Raw genomic sequence first — 20,111 nt, 5'->3', positions numbered from 1 at the left:
ACTTTCAATAAAAAAACTGACACGGATTTCACAGATTTACACGAATAAAGAGTATTCATCTTTCCTAATCTGTGTAAATCTGTGAAATTTATGTCTTAATAATCTTAATGTTTTGTTAAAGCCCAAGCTTTATCTTATCAAAAGAAATATCTTTAAAAACTAAAACTAACCAAATGAAAAAAAACCTACTATGGTTGTTATTTTTGTGCACTTCTATTATAACTGCCCAAGAATACTTTCCAAAAGATGACGGAGTTAAAACTCCCAACAACAAAACAATAGCCTTTACCAAAGCAACTATTTATATAACACCCACAAATGTTATAAAAAACGGAACTTTATTAGTTAAAAACGGAAAAGTTGTAAACGTTGGACGTTCAGTTTCAATTCCAAAAGATGCACAAACCGTTAATTTAAATGGTAAAAGTATCTACCCTTCTTTTATTGATGCGTACACCGATTTTGGAATTGCAAAACCAAAAAGAGAAAGAGGAAATCCTAATGCGAGTCCACAATACGAACCAGAAAGAAAAGGATATTACTGGAATGACCATATTAGACCAGAAACAAACCCCATAGCCGATTTTAAATTCGATGCTAAAAAAGCAAAAGATTTATTAAAAGCTGGTTTTGGCGTTGTAAACACTCACATGCAAGATGGTATTATTAGAGGAAACGGTTTATTAGTTTCTTTAAATACCGAAACTACAAATGCCTACAGAATTCTAGAAGATAAGTCTGCTCAATATCTTTCTTTTACTAAAAGTAACAAATCAAAACAAATGTATCCAGGATCTTTAATGGGGTCTATGGCGCTTTTACGTCAAACTTATAATGATGCAGATTGGTATTTAAAAGGAAATACAAAAAATAAAGATTTAGCATTAGAAGCTTTAGATAGAAATAAAAACTTACCTCAAATTTTTTATGCAGGTTCAAAAATTAATGCTTTTAGAGCTGATAAAATTGGTGATGAATTCGGAATTCAATACACAATAGTTGGTGGTGGAGACGAATTTGAACGTATAAACGATGTAAGAGCAACCAATGCTACCTTTATTATTCCTATCAATTTTAGAGCAGCTTATGATGTTTCTAATCCGTATTTAGCGGAACATATAAGTTTACACGATATGAGAAAATGGAACCAAGAACCTACCAACCCTAAAGTATTGGCTGAAAATGGTGTAACTTTTTCTTTAACTACGCATTCTTTAAAAAAGATGAATGACTTTAACAAGAACATTCAAAAAGCGATAAAATATGGTTTAGACAAAACAAAAGCTTTAGAGGCGCTAACTACAGTTCCTGCTAAAATATTAGGAAAATCGAACATTGGTAACCTACAAGTTGGTAGTTATGCCAATTTTTTAATTACTTCTGGAGATGTTTTTGACCCTAAAACTACATTGTACGAAAACTGGACTTTAGGTGATAAAAACGTAATTAATGACATGAATGTTAAAGATATTGCAGGAAATTATGCTTTAGCTTTAAACGGAAAAACATACGATTTAACAATCTCAGGAAAAGATGCCAAACAAAAGGGTTCATTAAAATTAGGAGATAAAAAAATAAAATCTAAATTCTCTTTTAAAGATGGATGGATTTTTATGAGTATTCCTTCAGAAAATGATGCAACAAAATTTAATCGTTTAACGGCTAAAATTACTGATAGTCCTGTAATTACTGGAAAATCAATTAATGAAGACGGAAACGAAACGGAATGGTCTGCTGCCAAAATTGTTAAGAAAGATGATAAAAAATCTGACGCTAAAAAGAAAAAAGACGACAGCTCTACTCCTATTATATTACCTGTTTCTTATCCAAATGTTGGTTTCGGTTTAGCACAACAACCAAAACAAGAAACTATTTTATTTAAAAATGCCACAGTTTGGACAGGTGAAAAAGAAGGAAACTTATCTAATACAGATGTTTTAATCAAAAACGGTAAAATTGCTAAGATTGGAAAAAATATTTCCGCTAGAGGCGCAAAAACAATTGATGCTACAGGAAAATATGTAACAGCCGGAATTATTGACGAACATTCACATATTGCAACAACTTCAGTTAATGAATGGGCACAAAATTCAACTGCAGAAGTAACTATTGAAGATGTTGTAGATCCTAATGATGTAAATATTTACAGAAATTTAGCTGGTGGAGTAACTTCAATTCAAATTTTACATGGTTCTGCTAACCCAATTGGTGGTCGTTCTGCGATTATCAAACTAAAATGGGGAGAAAGTGCTGATAATATGATTTATAACAATTCCCCTAAATTTATAAAATTTGCTTTAGGTGAAAATGTAAAACAATCTCGAAGCCAAAACGGAACTCGTTTTCCGCAAACGCGTATGGGAGTTGAGCAAATGTATATCGATTACTTTACACGCGCTAAACAATATGATGCTAAAAAGAAAAGCGGACAACCGTATAGAAAAGACGCTGAGTTAGAAACTTTAGCTGAAATCATCAATAAAGAACGTTTTATTTCTTGCCACTCTTACGTACAATCAGAAATTAATATGTTAATGAAAGTTGCTGAGAAATTCGACTTTAACATTAACACATTTACACACATTTTAGAAGGCTATAAAGTAGCTGATAAAATGAAAGAACACGGTGTTGGAGGTTCAACTTTCTCAGATTGGTGGGCTTATAAATACGAAGTAAATGACGCAATACCTTATAATGCAGCAATTATGCACAACCAAGGTGTAACAGTTGCAATAAACTCTGATGATGCAGAAATGTCTAGAAGACTAAACCAAGAAGCTGCTAAAACAGTTAAATATGGTGGTATGTCTGAAGAGGAAGCATGGAAAATGGTAACAATTAACCCTGCGAAATTATTGCATATAGACAAAAAAGTAGGAAGCATAAAAGTTGGTAAAGATGCCGATGTTGTTTTATGGAATACAAATCCTTTATCAGTATATGCAAAACCTTTAAAAACTATTATTGAAGGAAGAACCTATTTTGATATTGATGCAGATTTAGATAAAAGAGCCGCTATTAAAGCTGAAAGAAGCAAATTACAAAACATGATGCTTCATGAAAAAATTAATGGTGGTAAAGTGCAACCTCCATCTAAAAAGGTGAAAGAATTATTCCATTGTGAAACTTTAAAATAGACAGAAGATGAAAAATTATATATATACAATAGCTTTTTTACTTTCAATCGGAAGTTTATTTGCACAACAAACACCTGCTCCTAAACAAACTTTAGATTATACAATTGAAGGTGCAACTGCACATTTAGGAAATGGACAAGTAATAGAAAACTCATTAATAATGTTTTCTAATGGGAAAATTACACACGTTGGTAATGCACTTACAAAAATTGCAAGACGTGGAACTGTAATTGATGCCAAAGGAAAACATGTATATCCTGGATTTATAGTAGCAAATACTACTTTAGGTTTAGGTGAAGTTGATGCCGTTAAAGCATCAATTGATGAGCGAGAAATTGGAACTTACAATCCACACATAAGAAGCATAATTGCCTATAATACAGAAAGTAAAGTTGTAGAATCTATGCGTCCAAATGGCGTTTTAATTGTACAAACTACACCACGTGGAGGCACAATTTCTGGAACTTCTTCTATCGTTCAATTAGACGCATGGAACTGGGAAGACGCAATCGTTAAAGAAAATGATGCTATTCATATGAATTGGCCAAGTAGCGTATCTTATTCTGGAAGATGGTGGGCAGGCGAACCAAGAGTTGTAAAAGAAAGTAAGAATTATACGGAAAACTTAAATAAATTTTCTTCTTATTTACAACAAGCTAAAACATATTTAAAAGGAAATAAATCTGAAAAGAACTTACCTTTTGAAGCTATGAAAGGATTATTTAACGGAAATCAGAAATTATTTATTCACGTTAGTGGGGAAAGAGAAATTACCGATGCTATAACACTTTCTAAAGAAGCAGGTATTAATAACATTGTAATTGTACATGGTGGAAACGCAGATAAAGTTGCGGATTTATTAGTTAAAAACAATATTCCTGTAGTTTTAGAACGTGCTCATAGATTACCAAATGCAGAAGATCAAGATTACGATTTACCTTATAGAACTGCTAAAATATTAGTTGACAAAGGTATAACAGTTAGTATTGGTATGGAAGGCGACATGGAACGAATGAGTACACGTAATGCACCTTTTTATGCCGGAACATATGCTGCTTATGGTTTAGGTAAAGAAGAAGCTTTAAAGTTGATTACTTCTAACGCTGCTAAAATTTTAGGAATAGATGACAAAGTCGGAACTCTAGAAGTTGGTAAAGACGCTACCCTGTTTGTTTCTGAAGGAGATGCTTTAGATATGAGAACTAATAAAGTTTCAAACTCTTTTATTAACGGTAGAAAATTAAGTTTAGAAACACACCAAACTAAACTTTGGAAACGTTACTCCGATAAATATAAAAATCAATAACATAAAAAGCTCGGTAACTAAACCGAGCTTTTTTTATTCAACAAAATCAATAATCATACCCCTAAAACAATTATTAATAAGTTGATTTTCTTCCCTCTCTTTAACAAGCAATTACTTATAAAAGACATTACAAATATTAGCAATAATTAACATTAATAACTACCTATAATTAGGTATTTTTGTACTAATGAAAAAACTAACAAGCATACAAAACTCATACATCAAAGACTTAACTAAGCTTCAAGAAAAGTCTAGAGAACGTAAGAAAAAGGGGTTATTTCTAGTTGAAGGAAAAAGAGAAATCTCTATAGCAATGCAAGGAAATTATGAAATAGAAACACTTTTGTTTGTTGCTGATTTATTTTCTCCTTTAGAATTAAAAAACAACATTAATACAACTGTAGAGTTTATTGAAATTTCTAAAGAAGTGTATCAAAAACTAGCATACAGAGAAACAACCGAAGGCGTTTTAGCTGTTGTAAAAATCAAAGAATTAGCATTAAACAATATTGTTTTTAAAAACGAAAATCCGTTAGTTTTAGTTTTAGAAGGAATTGAAAAACCTGGTAATATTGGCGCAATGCTTAGAACTGCAGATGCTGCAAATATTGATGCTGTGTTTATCGCAAATTCTAAAACGGATATGTATAACCCAAATATAATACGCTCTAGTGTTGGGTGTTTATTCACCAATCAAATTGCGGTTGGTTCTTCCGAAGAAATTATTAATTTCCTACAGGAAAAAAATATAGCTATTTACAGTGCTACACTGCAAAACTCTAACGAATATCATAAAGAGAACTATAGCAAAGCAAGCGCAATTGTTGTTGGTACAGAAGCTACAGGTTTATCTGAAATCTGGAGAGAAAAAGCAACACAAAATATAAACATACCAATGCAAGGTCAAATAGATTCTATGAATGTTTCTGTTGCCGCTGCTATTGTTTTGTTTGAAGCTAAAAGACAACGTAATTTTTCCATCTAAAACAATCAACTTTAAAATAAAACCCTTTTAATCTAAAATAAAAATGAAATATCGTTTAATACTTATTCTAAGTTTGTTTTTTGCCTTAACATCATGTAAAAATGAAAAACAGATAGACAAACCTTCCACTAATCTAGGAAAAGAAAACACAATATCATTCCTAAATAAAGGTCATGAATTAGTTTATAAAATGACTCAAAAAGTTGGTGATTATACTAAACTTAGTAACAAAAAAGATGTTGTTTACACGTATACTTATCAAACTCCAGACGGAAAATCTGATGTTTCAACAGAAAAATACATTTTTAATGGAGAATTATCTTACGGAAACTACAATAAACACCAAAGAACTCTAGCAAACTTAGAGGGAATTATAGAACAAGGCTATGATGGAAGCGAGTTTTGGTTGAAAAATAATGGCCAATTAATTACCGATACTACTGCCTTAAAAAGAGTTGCTTTTAACAGACCAACAAATTACTATTGGTTTACTATGATGCAAAAGCTATTAGATCCAGGTTTAAATTATGAGCATTTAGGTGAAAAAACTATTAATAACTTCAAATACGATATTGTTAAAGTTACTTTTGAGTCTAAAGATAACGCTGCAAAAGACATCTATCAGCTATATATTAATAAAGAAACCAACTTGGTAGATCAGTTTCTTTTTACTGTTATGGATTTTAAAAAAACGGAGCCTCTTTTAATGGAACTTACATATGAAAACATAGACGGTCTTTTAATACCAACTAAACGTAGGTATAAAAATTCTAACTGGAATGCAGATGTAACAGATAAACCTTGGATATTAGTAAATTGGTCAGATATAAAATTTGATAATAATCTAAATAAAGAGTTGTTTCAAAAATAAATTACATCAAAAAAAATCCAGCCGTTAAGCTGGATTTTCAATATATAAAAGTTTTATAATTCCTTACTGATTTCCTAAAATAATAGGCATTCCACTGTCTCCAGAACCAATAACAATTATTTTACTATTTGGAGATTCCGATAATTTAACCGTTGCTTCAATACCTTTATCTTGTAAAATTTTATCTGTTAAAGACGCACTTAAAATACGGTTAGATTCCGCTTTACCTTTTGCATCAATAATTACTTTTTCTGCTTCTTTTTGCGCAGTTACTAATCTAAACTCATATTCTAAAGATTCTTGCTCTTGCTTTAACTTACGCTCAATAGCTTGTTTAATTGTAGGAGGTAATTTAACATCTTCTACCAAAACTCTTTTTACTGTTAAAAACTGACCTTCTAATAATTTTGTTACTTCATCTAAAATTTCTTGCTCAATTACATCTCTTTTACTAGAATACAATTGTTCAGGCGTGTAACGACCAACAACACTTCTTGCTGCTGCATTAATTGCAGGATCTAACAATTCGCGCTCATAATCTTCACCTTTAGTTTTTATTAGGCTACCTAAATTTTCAAATTCTGGCTCGTACCAAATTGTTCCGTTTACTTTAACTTCTAGTCCGTTTACAGAAAGTACATTCATTTCGTCTGAAATAGATTGCTGACGAACCTTTCTAACAATCATTTTGTTCCAAGGAGCAACAATATGAAAACCTTCTCCATACGTTTTTTCTGTATTAATACCTTCTCCAAGAGTTTCAAAAATAACTCCACCTTCACCTGGTCCTACAGTTACCGTAGATTTAGCGAATAATATTAAAAGTACCACTACTACCGGAATTAATAATCCCACTTTCGGGAATTCAAATTGTCTTTGTGCCATTGTTTGTTTTATTTTATTTGTTCAAAAATACAATTAATTACTTATCTTTTAATCTATCAGAAACATATTCTACTTTAGTTTTACCATGTTTTTTAGGATTTCCTTCTTCATCTAAAGAAACCATCACAATTTTATCTAAAATGATTATAATTTTATGTGTAAGCTTATTTCTCACTTCACACTTTAAAGTAATTGAAGAGTTACCAAAAGCTAAAACTTCCATTCCTATTTCAATGATATCTCCTTGTTTGGCAGAACTTACAAAGTCTATTTCAGACATATACTTTGTTACTGTTCTTGGTATTTCCAATTGAATAATTGCATAAATACCCAGCTCTTCATCAATCCACTCTAATAATCGACCTCCAAATAAGGTTCCGTTTGGATTTAAATCTTGTGGTTTTACCCATTTTCTTGTATGAAATTTCATAAATATTCTCTTTAAATTCTACAGCAAATTTCTAATATTCTAAGGCCTAAAACAAGTAATACTAATTGCTTTTTTAGATTTTACCATAGTATTTTCTAATAAACCATTCTAGCGACAATAATAGCGCAGCTAGAGCTAAAATCCACTTCCAATCTATTAAATTCTGTTCTTTTGGTACAGATTTTAATGTGCTATAATAGTTTTTATTGTTGATGAGTTCTTGAATAAAGTTATTAGCCTGATTTCCATAAAACAACTTCCCTCCTGTTTTATTCGCTAATTTTTGTAGTTTTTTATGATTTGAGTTTGTAAACTGCTCTTCAACTTGATAATCGGTAACTTTAAATCTTCCGTATTTTGTAATATTTTCTCCAGTTACAGTTACTTTATAGGTATAATTTCCAGTTGATACGTTTTCTAATTCAACTTGATAAGAATTATTTACCAATGAAAAAGGCACTACTTTACTTTCTTTAGAATCGGTATTTGTAAATGTTAACTGCAAAGAAGCTCTATTATCAAACTGATAATTTTTATCTACATAAAAAGCTGATATATTGATTGTTGAATTAGCAGGATATAAACTTTCTGTATTTACTTCTAATCGATTTCTCTTTTTAGTTGAAGCTACATATTGAACTAAATTACCCATAAAAGCATCAAAATACTCAAAAGAATTGTCTTGCCTAAAACTTGCTGAACGCCATTTCCAGAGGTTTTCTCCAAAAATTACGGCATATTTTTTATCAGTTTCTTCAAAAGTGGCAATTAAAGGTTGCTCAGTAGCTATTCCTGCAATTTTTTGATATACTAAAGTTTGATGCGGTTTAGTAATGGTTACTTCTCCAAACTTATCTTCTAACGGTGGAAAATTTGCAAAACCTATATCTTTCTGTAAAAAAGTTAAAAAGGCATTGTTATAAATTGCGGTATAATCTTCTGGCTGATTTATAGCTTTTTTACTAAATCCTAATTGTTGCGAATTGATAAAATTCCAATCGGTTTTTGAACCAGAAACAACCATGAAATTAGAAGTGTTTTGAAAAAAAACACTATTAAACTTATTGTTTGGTTGGTACAAAATAACCAATTGATAATCATTAATTTGATTTTTATAATTATCAATCAACTGAACATCTACTTTGCGTTGTTTATTGCTTTCTATTGCTTTTTTAAACGCACCAATATCTGGATGTAAAACTGACGTTAAAATCAATACTTTAGTTTGTTCATCTATAACTTCTACCGAGAAACTTTTACTGTTGTTTTTGGTGTTTTTTTCGTTTTTTAACTTTTTAACCGAAGCTGTATAATATTGCTGTCCCTCTGTTGAAGAAGTTAAATTTGCAGTTATTGTTTGCGTTTTTTTATCCGGAGAAAAAGAAACTTTTTGTGTAAAAACTGTTTTTCCTTTGCTATAAATAGAAAACTGTGTAGTTACCGATTCATTTCCTTCGTAATACAATAAAGTTTCTACAGGAAATTTATTCTTTATATAACTGTATTTATTTACATTTAATTGAGAAATTCGCACGTCTTTATACTGTGTAGTATCTCCAATAACAATTGGAAAAACAGCTTGTTTTGTACTCGTAAACTCATAATCGTTTCCAATGGTTTGGTTTCCATCAGAAATTAATACAGTTGTAGCAATATTGTCTTTATATAAACTATTAACAGCTTGTAAACCGTCTTCTATATTGGTTTTAGATTCATTAAAAGACAAACTATCTAAAACTTGTGTGTGTTCTCCAATTGAGAATAAAGAAACATCAAACTTATCATTTAAACCTTTATTCTCTTTTAGTGTAGAAATTAACGTGTTTACATTTTCCTCTTGCTTAAAATATTTTGTAGACAAAGAATTATCAACTAAAACCGATAAAACTGGCTTTACTATTGTAGTTACTTCGGATTTTATCTTCGGATTTATAAAAAGTAAACTCAACACAAATAAACTAAATGCTTTTAAAGCAAACAGTAGAATTGTAATTTTTGGCGTTTTCTTTTCTTTATAAAAATATTGAAAAAATGCTACTGCAACGCTTAGCAAAAGCGCTACTATAATGTATAAAAGTGTGGTTGTTTGCAATCTAATTTAAATTTTAGCCGAATATACGAACTGATACGTTAAAGCTAAAACAAACCTATCTAAAAAATAAAAACCTGTAACAATTATAGATTACAGGTTTAAAATAAAAAGTAAATTTAATTTATTGCTTCGTTTTAATAATATCAAAAGAATCCATAAAACGATTGATACTCTTATTTTCATCATTAGCCGTTAAACAAATAACTTGCACTATATACATAGAGTTTTCAACCAAAATAGCTTTTATATAAATAAAACCGCCATCTATTAAAATTTTAATATTTCTACCTGGATAACCATTAAAATTAATTTTATTATCAAAAACTAATTTTCCTTTTACATTATTAACTGCACCATTAACTGCACCATCTAATACTTTACTATTAGTTACACTTGTAGCGCTCTCAAATTGTTCTTTTGGGTAATCAGACCTTATAAGACTGTATACTGCATTATCATCACCAGATGTTGGTGAATGCATTATCATATGCATGTCTAAAGTACCAACTGCAGTTTCTACTTTTTGGATGGATTTTTTAGGTGTTTCAGGAAAATAAGCAACTAAATTTAATTCTTCATTTTTATACTTTTCCCATTCTTGACTCATTAAAACAGTTACGTTCAAAAATAAAACAATAATTAATAATTTATTTTTCATAATATATTTTTAGGTTAACATTCCTCCATCAACAGATAAAGTTTGTCCTGTAATATACGAAGACATATCCGAAGCTAAAAACACACACGCATTTGCAATGTCTTCTGGTGTTCCACCACGTTTCAATGGAATATCATTACGCCAACCTTCTACTACTTTTTCGTCTAACTTTGCTGTCATTTCTGTTTCAATAAAACCTGGAGCAACTACGTTAGATCTAATATTTCTTGAACCTAATTCTAATGCTACCGATTTAGAAAAACCTAAAATACCTGCTTTTGAAGCTGCATAATTAGATTGACCTGCATTCCCTTTTAAACCAACTACAGAACTCATATTTATAATTGAACCTTTGCGTTGTTTCATCATAGGTCTAATAACTGCTTTTGTTAAGTTAAAAACCGATTTTAAGTTTACTTCTATAACTTTATCAAAATCGTCTTCAGAAATACGCATTAATAAATTGTCTTTGGTAATACCTGCATTGTTAATTAACACATCTATAGATCCAAATTCTTCTAATACGTTTTTAGCCAATTCTTGTGCTGCATCAAAATCTGCTGCGTTAGATTGATATCCTTTCGCGTTTACTCCTAATGCTTTTAATTCTGTTTCTAATGCTGTTGCTGCGTCTACAGAAGAGCTGAAGGTAAATGCTACATTACAGCCTTGTTTTGCAAATTCTACTGCAATTCCTCTTCCAATACCTCTTGAGGCTCCTGTAATAATTGCAGTTTTATTTTCTAGTAATTTCATGCTTAAATTTTGTTAGTTGTTTTGTGAGACAAATATAGTAAAACAAAAAAACTCGCAACGTATTTAAACATTGCGAGTTTCTTCCGAAGGAAAAAAAAGAAATAATTATGATTTAATCTCTTTCTTATCTACATAATTAAATAGCTCATCTACTTCTAACTCTTTAATTTTTCCTAATTTTTGAAGCGATTTTACATTTAAATCTTTTTTGTTACCAACTACCATTACATTGTAAGATTCTCCTTTTACATTTTTATCAAAAAATGCTTTTAAGTCTTCAATTGTCATGTCTTTAATAGTGTTATACATAGCTTCTCTATGATCATTGTCAATACCTCTTTTCTTTAATGATTCATACGTCCAGAAAATATTAGATTTTGTAATACGCTGCGCTGCAATTTTCTTTAATGTTGATGCTTTTGCTGCATTAAATTGCTTTTCAGCTTCTGGCATATTGTTCATTAAATCCATCATTGCGTCTACAGCTTGCTCTAATTTATTAGCCTGTGTACCAACATACGCCATAACGTAGTTTGAATCTCCTTTTTTAGATGCGTTGCTATAAGAAGCAAATGCAGAATACGCTAACGATTTAGATTCTCTAATTTCTTGGAAAACAATTGAAGATAATCCACTTCCAAAATAAGTATTAAACAATGTTGATGCTGCTAAATTTTCTGCTTTAAATGGCTCACCTTTTGCTAAAAACATCATTTCAGTTTGCACCATATCATAATTTGTAAAGAATACGTTTCCACCAGTTTCAGTTTCTTTATATTCTTTTGCAACTGGATATTCTTTTAAATCTCCAAATATTTTGTGATTTGTATTTAATGAAGCAACTGCTGCATCAACATCTTTTCCGTAATAGAAAACACGTTGTTTGTAGTTTTTCATGTCTTTTACAATAGAAACCAGCTCTTCTGGATTGATAGCGTTTAACTCATCAATTTGCATAATGTCTCTTAGACGAGAGTTTTCACCATATTTACCGTAGTTCATTAAACCGTTGAATAAGATATTTCCTTTTTGAGTTTTACCATCTTGACGTCCTTTGTAAATTTTCTCTACATATTTACCATACGCTTCTGGATCTGCTTTTGCATTGTCCCATAAGTGTTCTAATAATTCTAAACCTTTATTTAAGTTTTCTTTTAATCCGTTTAAACCAACATACGTTTTATCGCTCCCAGCACTTACGTAGTAAGAAATACCTAATTTATAGAATTCCTTCTTTAATTCTTCTGCTGAATATTTATCTGTTCCTAAGTACTCTAAATAACCTGCTGCAAGAGATAATTTTTTATCATTATCGCTTCCCATGTCAAAAATGATATTCATATCGAATAAATCATTTTTTTCATTCTCTACGTAAGAAACTTTAATTCCGTTATCAGTTGTAATTTCTTTAATAGCAGTTTTATAATCTACATATTGAGGTTGTAATGGTTCAGATTGCTTTTTGTTAAATGCAGTAATATATTCTGAGCTTTTTCCTCTATTTAAGTTAACTGGTGTAATTCCTGGATTAGAAACTTTTACAATGTTCTTGTCTTCACCTTTTCTCTTATAAGTAACTACATAATTATCTTTGTAAAAAGTATTCGCAAAATCTACCAATTCTTGTTTAGAAATTTTCTTTAAATCATTTAAGAAATTGACTTTATCGTTCCAGTTTTCATGATGAATAAACGCATTAAAGTATGCAGAAGCTAATGCTGTATTGTTTTCATATTGACGAGTTTGAGATAATTTTAAATCGTTTACAACAGCTTCAATCATCCATTCATCAAATTCTCCGTTCTTTAATTTTTCAATTTCACCTAAAAGCAAACCTTTAACTTCGTCTAAAGTTTGACCCGATTTTGGACTTCCTGTAAATGAGTGATAACCATAATCATTTAAAAAAGTTGGAGAACAACCTGCTCTTTGTACTAATTGTTTTTGATTTAAATTTAAATCAATTAAACCTGCATTACCATTAGCCATAATCATATCAGCTAAGGTTACCATTTTTTCATCATTTGTATTTACACCACCAGAACGGTATGCAATCGAAATACTTTCAGAAGTTGGTCCAAAAACTTCAGCAACAATTGGAGCTGTTATTGGCTCTTCTTTCGGTAACACTGGATGTGTTAATTCTTTCTTTTCAAATTTCCCGAAAGTATTAGCTACTTTTTTAATGGTTGTATCAAAATCTAAATCACCTACTAAAACAACTGCCATATTATTTGGCACGTAATATTTATCGAAATAGTTATTAATATCAATTAATGAAGGATTCTTCAGGTGTTCTGCAGTTCCAATAGTTTTTTGTTGACCATAAGGATGATTTGGAAATAAACCTTCTAACATAGAAGCGTAACGTTTTCTTCCATCATTATCTTGACCTCTATTAAATTCTTCAAAAACAGCTTCTAATTCCGTATGGAATAAACGTAATACTAACGTACTAAAACGTTCTGCTTCTACATCAATCCACTTATCTAATTCATTTGCTGGAATCTTGTTTTTATAAACAGTTTCTTCAAACCAAGTATGTGCATTTGTACCTGTTGCTCCAAGTGAACTAATCATCTTATCATATTCATTTGCAACAGAATAGTTAGATGCTTCTAAAGAAACTTTGTCAATTTCTTTATACAATGCTAATTTTTTAGTTACATCTTTTTCAGCTCTGTGTTGCTCATATAATTCAGAAATCTTATCTAAATATACTTTTTCTTTTTCCCAATCTACAGTACCAATTTTATGCGTTCCTTTAAACACCATGTGCTCTAAGTAATGTGCTAAACCTGTAGATTCTTTAGGATCGTAGTTAGAACCTGCTCTAACTGCAATATAAGTCTGAATTTTAGGTTCATCCGTATTTTTACTTAAATATACTTTTAAACCGTTGTCTAATGTGTACAAACGTAAACCAGTTGGGTCGTTTGTAACTGTTTCGTAATTGTAACCGCTTGCGTCTGTATGACTTTCGGTTTTTGCTTCTGTAGAATTATTGGTTTTACAGCTTAAAAAAGCGATAAAAGCAAAACTCATCCACATAATTAGTTTGATGTTCTTCATAGATGTTGATTGATTTTTGATTTTGATTAATAAAAAAATCCGAGGCTAAAGATATAGCTTCGGATTTAAAACGTTAGTTTTTTATATATATTTTAACAGTTACGCTAATACTTTAGCAACCATTTCTCCAATTTTAGCTGGAGAGCTTACAACGTGTACTCCGTTTTCAGCTAATATTTTCATTTTTGCTTGTGCTGTATCATCAGCTCCACCAACAATTGCTCCGGCATGACCCATTGTTCTTCCTGCTGGTGCAGTTTGTCCTGCGATAAAACCTACAACTGGTTTTCTGTTTCCATCAGCTTTAATCCATTGTGCAGCTTCTGCTTCAAGATTTCCACCAATTTCACCAATCATAACAATTGCTTCAGTGTCTTCATCATTCATTAATAACTCTACAGCTTCTTTTGTAGTTGTTCCAATAATTGGATCTCCACCAATACCAATCGCAGTAGTAATTCCAAAACCTTGTTTTACAACTTGGTCTGCAGCTTCATACGTTAAAGTACCAGATTTAGAAACAATACCAACTTTACCTTTCTTAAAGATAAAACCTGGCATAATACCAACTTTAGCTTCATCTGGAGTAATAACTCCTGGACAGTTAGGTCCAACTAATCTACAGTCTTCTAAACTATCGATATAGGCTTTTACCTTTACCATATCAGCAGTAGGAATTCCTTCTGTAATACAAATAATTACTTTGATACCTGCTTCTGCAGATTCCATAATTGCATCAGCAGCAAAAGCTGGTGGTACAAAAATAATTGAAGTATCTGCTCCAACTTCTTTAACTGCATTATCTACAGTGTTAAAAACTGGTTTACCTAAGTGTTCTTGCCCTCCTTTACCTGGAGTTACACCACCAACAACATTGGTACCGTAATCTATCATTTGACCTGCGTGAAAAGTTCCTTCACTACCAGTAAAACCTTGTACTATAATTTTTGAATCTTTATTTACTAAAACACTCATTGGTTTGTTTTTTTTATTTTTATAAGACAAGCAAAAATAGTTTTTTGAAGTCTATCTAAAAAATGATTTGTTACTTTTATTTTTTATTGAAATCTTTTACAATTCTTTTAATTGTTGCAAGCTCTCTTAATTTTGTTCTAACTTCTTCTGCAGGATAACCAAAATAAGATTTTCCGCCTTCTAAAGACTTACTAATTCCAGACTGTGCTTGTATAACCGCGCCTTTACCAATTGTAATTCCGCTTGCCATACCAACTTGTCCCCACATAGTAACTTCATCTTCAATTACAACACAACCAGCAATACCTGTTTGCGACGCTATTAAACATTTTTTACCAATAACGGTATCATGCCCAATATGAACTTGATTATCTATTTTGGTTCCTTCTCCGATAGTTGTATTTCCAGTTACGCCTCTATCAATTGTACAAGAAGCTCCTAAATCTACATTATTTTTAAGTACAACTCGTCCGCCTGAAAGCAATTTATCATAACCTTCTGGTCTATTTTTATAATAAAAAGCATCAGCTCCTAAAACCGTATTTGCATGTATAGTTACATTATTTCCAATTATAGAACCACTGTAAATAGTTACGTTTGGATGAATAACACAGTTTTTTCCTATGGAAACATTATCTCCAATAAAAACATTTGGCTGAATTATTGTTCCTTCTCCAATAATTGCAGTTTCAGAAATTGTACTTTTTGAAGCTATAAATGGATTGAAATGTTTTGTTATTTTATTAAAATCACGAAAAGGATCATCAGAAATTAGTAAACTTTTACCTTCTGGGCAAGCTACTTCTTTATTGATAAGTATTGTGGTAGCATTAGATGCTAACGCTTTATCATAATACTTTGGATGATCTACAAAAACAATATCCCCATTTTCAACAACATGAATTTCATTAATTCCAGTTATAGAAAAATTTGATGCACCAACAAATTCAGCTTCAATTAAAGAAGCAATTTGTTGCAATGTTTGTGGTTGGTTGAATTTCATTCTTCAATTATCAATTATAAGTAAACAATTATCAATTAAACAGAACTGATAATTGTTTATTGATTATTGTTTTCTGAATTATTCTTTAATACGTTCTTGGTAAGTTCCTTTTGTTGTTTCTACCTTAATCTTATCTCCTTCATTGATAAATAAAGGTACATTTACAGATGCTCCTGTTTCTACAGTTGCTGGTTTTGTAGCATTTGTTGCTGTATTTCCTTTAACACCTGGCTCAGTTGCTGTAACTTCTAAAATTACACTTGCTGGCATTTCTACTGATAAAGGCATTTCGTCTTCAGCATTAATAATAATAGTTACAATTTCTCCTTCCTTCATTAATTCTGGCGAGTCTAAAGCTGCTTTTTCTAATGAAATTTGAGAATAATCTTGTTGATTCATAAAGTGAAAAGTTTCACCTTCATTATATAAATATTGAAATTTATGAGTTTCTACTCGAACATCATCTATCTTTCTTCCTGAAGGAAATGTATTATCTATTACTTTACCATTTGTAACACTTTTTAATTTAGTTCTTACAAATGCTGGTCCTTTTCCTGGTTTTACGTGTAAAAACTCAACAACTTTATAAATATCGTTGTTATATCTCATACATAATCCGTTCTTAATATCTGAAGTACTTGCCATATTATTCTGCTTTTTGCTTTTAATGCAATTATTTATTATTCTATTTTTTAATTTGCTTTAAAGTATCCTTTCATAATTCCTCTATGTGAGTTTTTTATGAAATGAATAATTTCGTCACGTTCTGGAGTTGCCTCCATTTCTGCTTCAATAATATCTATAGCTTGGGTATAGTTATAGTTTTGTTGAAATAAAATTCTATATATATTCTGAATTTCTCTAATTTTTTCTGTTGTAAATCCGCGTCTTCTTAATCCAACGGAATTAATACCAACATAAGATAATGGTTCTCTTGCCGATTTTACAAATGGTGGAACGTCTTTTCTTACCAAAGAACCTCCAGTTACAAATGCGTGTTGGCCAACTGATGCAAATTGATGCACAGCAACCATACCAGCTAAAACAACGTTATCTCCAATTGTTACGTGACCTGCTAAAGTTGAATTGTTAGAAAAAATACAATTATCACCAACAATACAATCATGAGCAATATGGCAATATGCCATAATTAAACAATTATCACCAATTTTGGTTTTCATTCTATCAGCAGTTCCCCTATTTATCGTTACACATTCACGGATAGTTACATTGTCTCCAATTTCTACCGTTGTGTCTTCGTCGTCAAACTTTAAATCTTGAGGAATAGCAGAAATTACAGCTCCTGGAAAAATTCTACAATTTTTACCAATCCTTGCACCTTCCATTATGGTAACATTAGAACCAATCCATGTTCCTGAACCAATAGTAACGTTTGCGTGTATTGTTGTAAATGGTTCTATTACAACGTTTCTAGCTATTTTTGCTTGTGGATGAACGTATGCTAATGGTTGATTCATATTATTTCTTTTTTGCTATTTGCGCCATTAATTCTGCTTCTGCAACTATTTTTCCGTTGGCATAAGCATAGGCTTGCATGTGACAAATTCCTCTTCTAATAGGTGTAATTAACTCACATTTAAAAATTAAAGTATCTCCTGGAAGTACTTTTTGCTTGAATTTAACATTGTCCATTTTCATGAAGAATGTTAAATAATTTTCTGGATCTGGTACAGTATTCAACACTAAAACTCCACCACATTGTGCCATTGCTTCAACTTGTAAAACTCCTGGCATTACTGGTGCTCCTGGAAAATGTCCAACAAAGAAATTTTCATTCATTGTAACATTTTTCATACCAACCACGTGAGTATCTGTTAATTCTATAATCCTATCAATTAATAAAAATGGTGGTCTGTGTGGAAGAATATCCATAATTTGATGGATATCTAATAAAGGCGGTTGATGTAAATCGAACTTTGGTACGTTATTACGTTTTTCCTGTTTTATTAGTTTCGCTAATTTTTTAGCAAACATGGTATTTACTAAATGCCCTGGTTTATTTGCTATAACTTTACCTTTAATACGAGTTCCTACTAAAGCTAAATCTCCTATTACATCTAATAATTTGTGTCTTGCAGCTTCATTTGCCCAATGTAAATCTAAGTTATCTAATATTCCGTTAGACTTAACTTTAATATCTTCTTTATTAAATGCTTTTTTAAGTCGTTGCATTGTAGATTCAGATAATTCTTTATCAACATATACAATTGCGTTATTTAAATCACCTCCTTTAATAAGGTCGTTTTCTAAAAGCATTTCTATTTCATGTAAAAAACTAAAAGTTCTTGCCGCAGAAATTTCTTCTTTAAAATCTGAAATATGATCTAAAGTAGCATTTTGAGTACCTAAAATTTTAGTACCAAAATCTACCATAGTTGTAACTTGATACTCATCTGAAGGCATTAAAATTATTTCACTTCCAGATTCTTCATCTTTGTAAGATATTATTTCTTTTACAACATATTCTTCTACAGAAGCTTCTAATTCTTTTATTCCTGCTTTTTCAAGAGCTTCAACAAAAAACTTAGAAGAACCATCCATAATTGGTGGTTCTGAAGCATTTATTTCAATTAATAGATTGTCTATTTCTAAACCAACTGCTGCAGCTAAAACGTGTTCTGAAGTTTGTATTTGAACTCCGTTTTTTTCTAAGTTTGTTCCACGTTGTGTGTTAGTAACATACTCTGCTTTAGCTTCAATTGTTGGTTGTCCTTCTAAATCTACACGCATAAATGCATAACCATAGTTTGCAGGCGCAGGTTTAAGGGTCATTGTTACGTTGTTACCTGTATGTAATCCTACTCCAGATAACGTTATTTCGTTTTGTATTGTTTTTTGCTTCTTACTCATTGCTTATATTTTGAGTCTTCAACTCTTTTTCTATGTTATTAACTACTTTTGCTATTTTAGGTAAATTTTTAAAAAGCGCATAACTTTTAAAGTAATCAGAATAACTCATTGCTGGACTACCTTGCACTTTTTCACCATCTTTTAAGTTCTTAGAAATTCCTGATTGTGCTTGTATCTTTAAGTTGTTACCTAAAGTTAAGTGCCCAACAATACCTACTTGACCACCAATCATACAATTTTCTCCAATTTTAGTAGAACCTGCAACTCCTGTTTGAGAAGCAATTACAGTATTCTTTCCTATTACAACATTATGAGCAATTTGAATTTGGTTATCTAATTTTACGCCCTTTCTTATAATTGTAGCGCCAAAAGTTGCTCTATCTATTGTGGTTGCAGCACCAATATCTACATTGTCTTCAATAATAACATTACCAATATGCGGTATTGCTTTATATTCTCCTTTATCATCCGGTGCAAATCCAAAACCATCTGAACCAACTATTACTCCTGAATGGAATTTACAGTTATTTCCAATTATAGTATCTGAATATATTTTAACGCCAGAAAAAAATGTACAATTATCTCCAATAGTTACATTATCTCCAATATAAGAGTTAGGATAAATCTTAACATTTTTACCAATAGATACATTTTCACCGATGTAAGCAAATGCTCCAATATATTCTTCTTTGCCTATTTTAGCTGATTTTGCTATAAAGTGAGGTTCTTCTCTACCCGATTTATTATTTTTTGCTTCGTTATAAAACTCTAATAATTTTGAAAAAGATTTATAAGCATTCTTAACTTTTATAAGTGTTGCTGTAACTTCCTTTTCTGGTATAAAGCTTTTGTTTACAATAACTGCAGATGCATTTGTAGTGTAAATGAAAGGGTTATATTTAGGGTTAGATAGAAAGGTTAAAGAACCTTTTTCTCCTTCTTCAATTTTAGAAATTGTAGAAACCTCTTGATTAGGATTACCAACTATTTCTCCTTCTAATATATCTGCTATTTGTTTGGCTGTAAATTTCATCAAATGCAAATGTATAAAAAAGCTACCATTTATCTAA

General features: G+C 30.8%; 16 protein-coding genes. 4 read left to right on the top strand and 12 right to left on the bottom strand.

Annotated elements, in window-relative coordinates; all coding sequences use genetic code 11:
- The first annotated feature begins 173 nt into the window (after nucleotides 1-173).
- The 4 genes from LPB136_RS03390 to LPB136_RS03375 all read left to right on the top strand — a co-directional run bounded on the left by LPB136_RS03390 (nucleotide 174) and on the right by LPB136_RS03375 (nucleotide 6,299).
- Nucleotides 174-3,137 carry an amidohydrolase family protein gene (locus tag LPB136_RS03390; RefSeq protein WP_072554785.1) on the top strand — a complete coding sequence of 988 codons (2,964 nt, stop codon included), beginning with the start codon at nucleotides 174-176 and terminating at the stop codon, nucleotides 3,135-3,137.
- A 7-nt stretch (nucleotides 3,138-3,144) separates the two neighbouring features.
- Nucleotides 3,145-4,443 carry an amidohydrolase family protein gene (locus LPB136_RS03385; protein ID WP_072554784.1) on the top strand — a complete coding sequence of 433 codons (1,299 nt, stop codon included), beginning with the start codon at nucleotides 3,145-3,147 and terminating at the stop codon, nucleotides 4,441-4,443.
- Between the two features lie 187 nt (nucleotides 4,444-4,630).
- The gene (locus LPB136_RS03380) at nucleotides 4,631-5,428 is read left to right on the top strand and encodes a TrmH family RNA methyltransferase (RefSeq protein WP_072554783.1); all 798 of its coding nucleotides are present in this window, start codon (nucleotides 4,631-4,633) and stop codon (nucleotides 5,426-5,428) included.
- Between the two features lie 43 nt (nucleotides 5,429-5,471).
- Entirely contained in the window at nucleotides 5,472-6,299 is an 828-nt protein-coding gene (locus LPB136_RS03375; RefSeq protein ID WP_158009592.1) for a DUF6503 family protein, read from the top strand.
- Between the two features lie 63 nt (nucleotides 6,300-6,362).
- Here LPB136_RS03375 and LPB136_RS03370 read toward each other — a convergent pair whose 3' ends face one another.
- From LPB136_RS03370 to lpxD, 12 genes are all read right to left on the bottom strand, one after another.
- Nucleotides 6,363-7,184, bottom strand: a complete 822-nt coding sequence (locus tag LPB136_RS03370) for a prohibitin family protein (RefSeq protein ID WP_072554781.1) — start codon at nucleotides 7,182-7,184, stop codon at nucleotides 6,363-6,365.
- Between the two features lie 37 nt (nucleotides 7,185-7,221).
- A complete protein-coding gene (locus LPB136_RS03365) occupies nucleotides 7,222-7,614 on the bottom strand; it encodes an acyl-CoA thioesterase (protein WP_072554780.1) in 393 nt (130 codons plus the stop codon).
- Between the two features lie 73 nt (nucleotides 7,615-7,687).
- Complete coding sequence (locus LPB136_RS03360) at nucleotides 7,688-9,706, bottom strand: VWA domain-containing protein (RefSeq protein ID WP_237267413.1); 2,019 nt, start codon at nucleotides 9,704-9,706, stop codon at nucleotides 7,688-7,690.
- 121 nt (nucleotides 9,707-9,827) lie between these two features.
- Nucleotides 9,828-10,364, bottom strand: a complete 537-nt coding sequence (locus LPB136_RS03355; protein WP_072554779.1) for a hypothetical protein — start codon at nucleotides 10,362-10,364, stop codon at nucleotides 9,828-9,830.
- A gap of 9 nt (nucleotides 10,365-10,373) precedes the next feature.
- The gene (gene fabG / locus LPB136_RS03350; protein WP_072554778.1) at nucleotides 10,374-11,120 is read right to left on the bottom strand and encodes a 3-oxoacyl-[acyl-carrier-protein] reductase; all 747 of its coding nucleotides are present in this window, start codon (nucleotides 11,118-11,120) and stop codon (nucleotides 10,374-10,376) included.
- A gap of 105 nt (nucleotides 11,121-11,225) precedes the next feature.
- On the bottom strand, nucleotides 11,226-14,192 hold the full coding sequence (locus LPB136_RS03345; RefSeq protein ID WP_072554777.1) for a M16 family metallopeptidase: 2,967 nt from the start codon (nucleotides 14,190-14,192) through the stop codon (nucleotides 11,226-11,228).
- A 99-nt stretch (nucleotides 14,193-14,291) separates the two neighbouring features.
- Nucleotides 14,292-15,167: a succinate--CoA ligase subunit alpha gene (gene sucD, locus LPB136_RS03340; RefSeq protein WP_072556892.1), complete on the bottom strand. Its 876-nt coding sequence runs from the start codon at nucleotides 15,165-15,167 to the stop codon at nucleotides 14,292-14,294.
- A 76-nt stretch (nucleotides 15,168-15,243) separates the two neighbouring features.
- Nucleotides 15,244-16,170: a UDP-3-O-(3-hydroxymyristoyl)glucosamine N-acyltransferase gene (locus tag LPB136_RS03335; RefSeq protein WP_072554776.1), complete on the bottom strand. Its 927-nt coding sequence runs from the start codon at nucleotides 16,168-16,170 to the stop codon at nucleotides 15,244-15,246.
- A 78-nt stretch (nucleotides 16,171-16,248) separates the two neighbouring features.
- On the bottom strand, nucleotides 16,249-16,815 hold the full coding sequence (gene efp / locus LPB136_RS03330; protein WP_072554775.1) for an elongation factor P: 567 nt from the start codon (nucleotides 16,813-16,815) through the stop codon (nucleotides 16,249-16,251).
- Nucleotides 16,816-16,862: 47 nt separating this feature from the next.
- On the bottom strand, nucleotides 16,863-17,648 hold the full coding sequence (gene lpxA / locus LPB136_RS03325) for an acyl-ACP--UDP-N-acetylglucosamine O-acyltransferase (RefSeq protein WP_072554774.1): 786 nt from the start codon (nucleotides 17,646-17,648) through the stop codon (nucleotides 16,863-16,865).
- A 1-nt stretch (nucleotide 17,649) separates the two neighbouring features.
- Nucleotides 17,650-19,041, bottom strand: coding sequence for a bifunctional UDP-3-O-[3-hydroxymyristoyl] N-acetylglucosamine deacetylase/3-hydroxyacyl-ACP dehydratase (locus LPB136_RS03320; protein ID WP_072554773.1), 1,392 nt, complete (start codon nucleotides 19,039-19,041; stop codon nucleotides 17,650-17,652).
- Entirely contained in the window at nucleotides 19,034-20,074 is a 1,041-nt protein-coding gene (lpxD, locus tag LPB136_RS03315) for a UDP-3-O-(3-hydroxymyristoyl)glucosamine N-acyltransferase (RefSeq protein ID WP_072554772.1), read from the bottom strand. Before lpxD ends, LPB136_RS03320 begins: the two co-directional genes overlap by 8 nt.
- Nucleotides 20,075-20,111 lie beyond the last annotated feature (37 nt).

Origin of the sequence: Tenacibaculum todarodis (genome assembly GCF_001889045.1) — a bacterium.
Classification (GTDB): Bacteria; Bacteroidota; Bacteroidia; order Flavobacteriales; family Flavobacteriaceae; genus Polaribacter; species Polaribacter todarodis.
This window is presented reverse-complemented; position numbering and strand designations above follow the sequence as displayed.

Bases quoted from the DNA above. Each gene is read 5' to 3' on its own strand.
- LPB136_RS03385 (WP_072554784.1), top strand. From the start codon at position 3,145: ATGAAAAATTATATATATACAATAGCTTTTTTACTTTCAATCGGAAGT.
- LPB136_RS03355 (WP_072554779.1), bottom strand. From the start codon at position 10,364: ATGAAAAATAAATTATTAATTATTGTTTTATTTTTGAACGTAACTGTT.
- fabG (WP_072554778.1), bottom strand. From the start codon at position 11,120: ATGAAATTACTAGAAAATAAAACTGCAATTATTACAGGAGCCTCAAGA.
- LPB136_RS03365 (WP_072554780.1), bottom strand. From the start codon at position 7,614: ATGAAATTTCATACAAGAAAATGGGTAAAACCACAAGATTTAAATCCA.
- LPB136_RS03390 (WP_072554785.1), top strand. From the start codon at position 174: ATGAAAAAAAACCTACTATGGTTGTTATTTTTGTGCACTTCTATTATA.
- LPB136_RS03345 (WP_072554777.1), bottom strand. From the start codon at position 14,192: ATGAAGAACATCAAACTAATTATGTGGATGAGTTTTGCTTTTATCGCT.
- LPB136_RS03320 (WP_072554773.1), bottom strand. From the start codon at position 19,041: ATGAGTAAGAAGCAAAAAACAATACAAAACGAAATAACGTTATCTGGA.
- lpxA (WP_072554774.1), bottom strand. From the start codon at position 17,648: ATGAATCAACCATTAGCATACGTTCATCCACAAGCAAAAATAGCTAGA.
- LPB136_RS03380 (WP_072554783.1), top strand. From the start codon at position 4,631: ATGAAAAAACTAACAAGCATACAAAACTCATACATCAAAGACTTAACT.
- efp (WP_072554775.1), bottom strand. From the start codon at position 16,815: ATGGCAAGTACTTCAGATATTAAGAACGGATTATGTATGAGATATAAC.
- sucD (WP_072556892.1), bottom strand. From the start codon at position 15,167: ATGAGTGTTTTAGTAAATAAAGATTCAAAAATTATAGTACAAGGTTTT.
- LPB136_RS03335 (WP_072554776.1), bottom strand. From the start codon at position 16,170: ATGAAATTCAACCAACCACAAACATTGCAACAAATTGCTTCTTTAATT.
- LPB136_RS03375 (WP_158009592.1), top strand. From the start codon at position 5,472: ATGAAATATCGTTTAATACTTATTCTAAGTTTGTTTTTTGCCTTAACA.
- lpxD (WP_072554772.1), bottom strand. From the start codon at position 20,074: ATGAAATTTACAGCCAAACAAATAGCAGATATATTAGAAGGAGAAATA.
- LPB136_RS03370 (WP_072554781.1), bottom strand. From the start codon at position 7,184: ATGGCACAAAGACAATTTGAATTCCCGAAAGTGGGATTATTAATTCCG.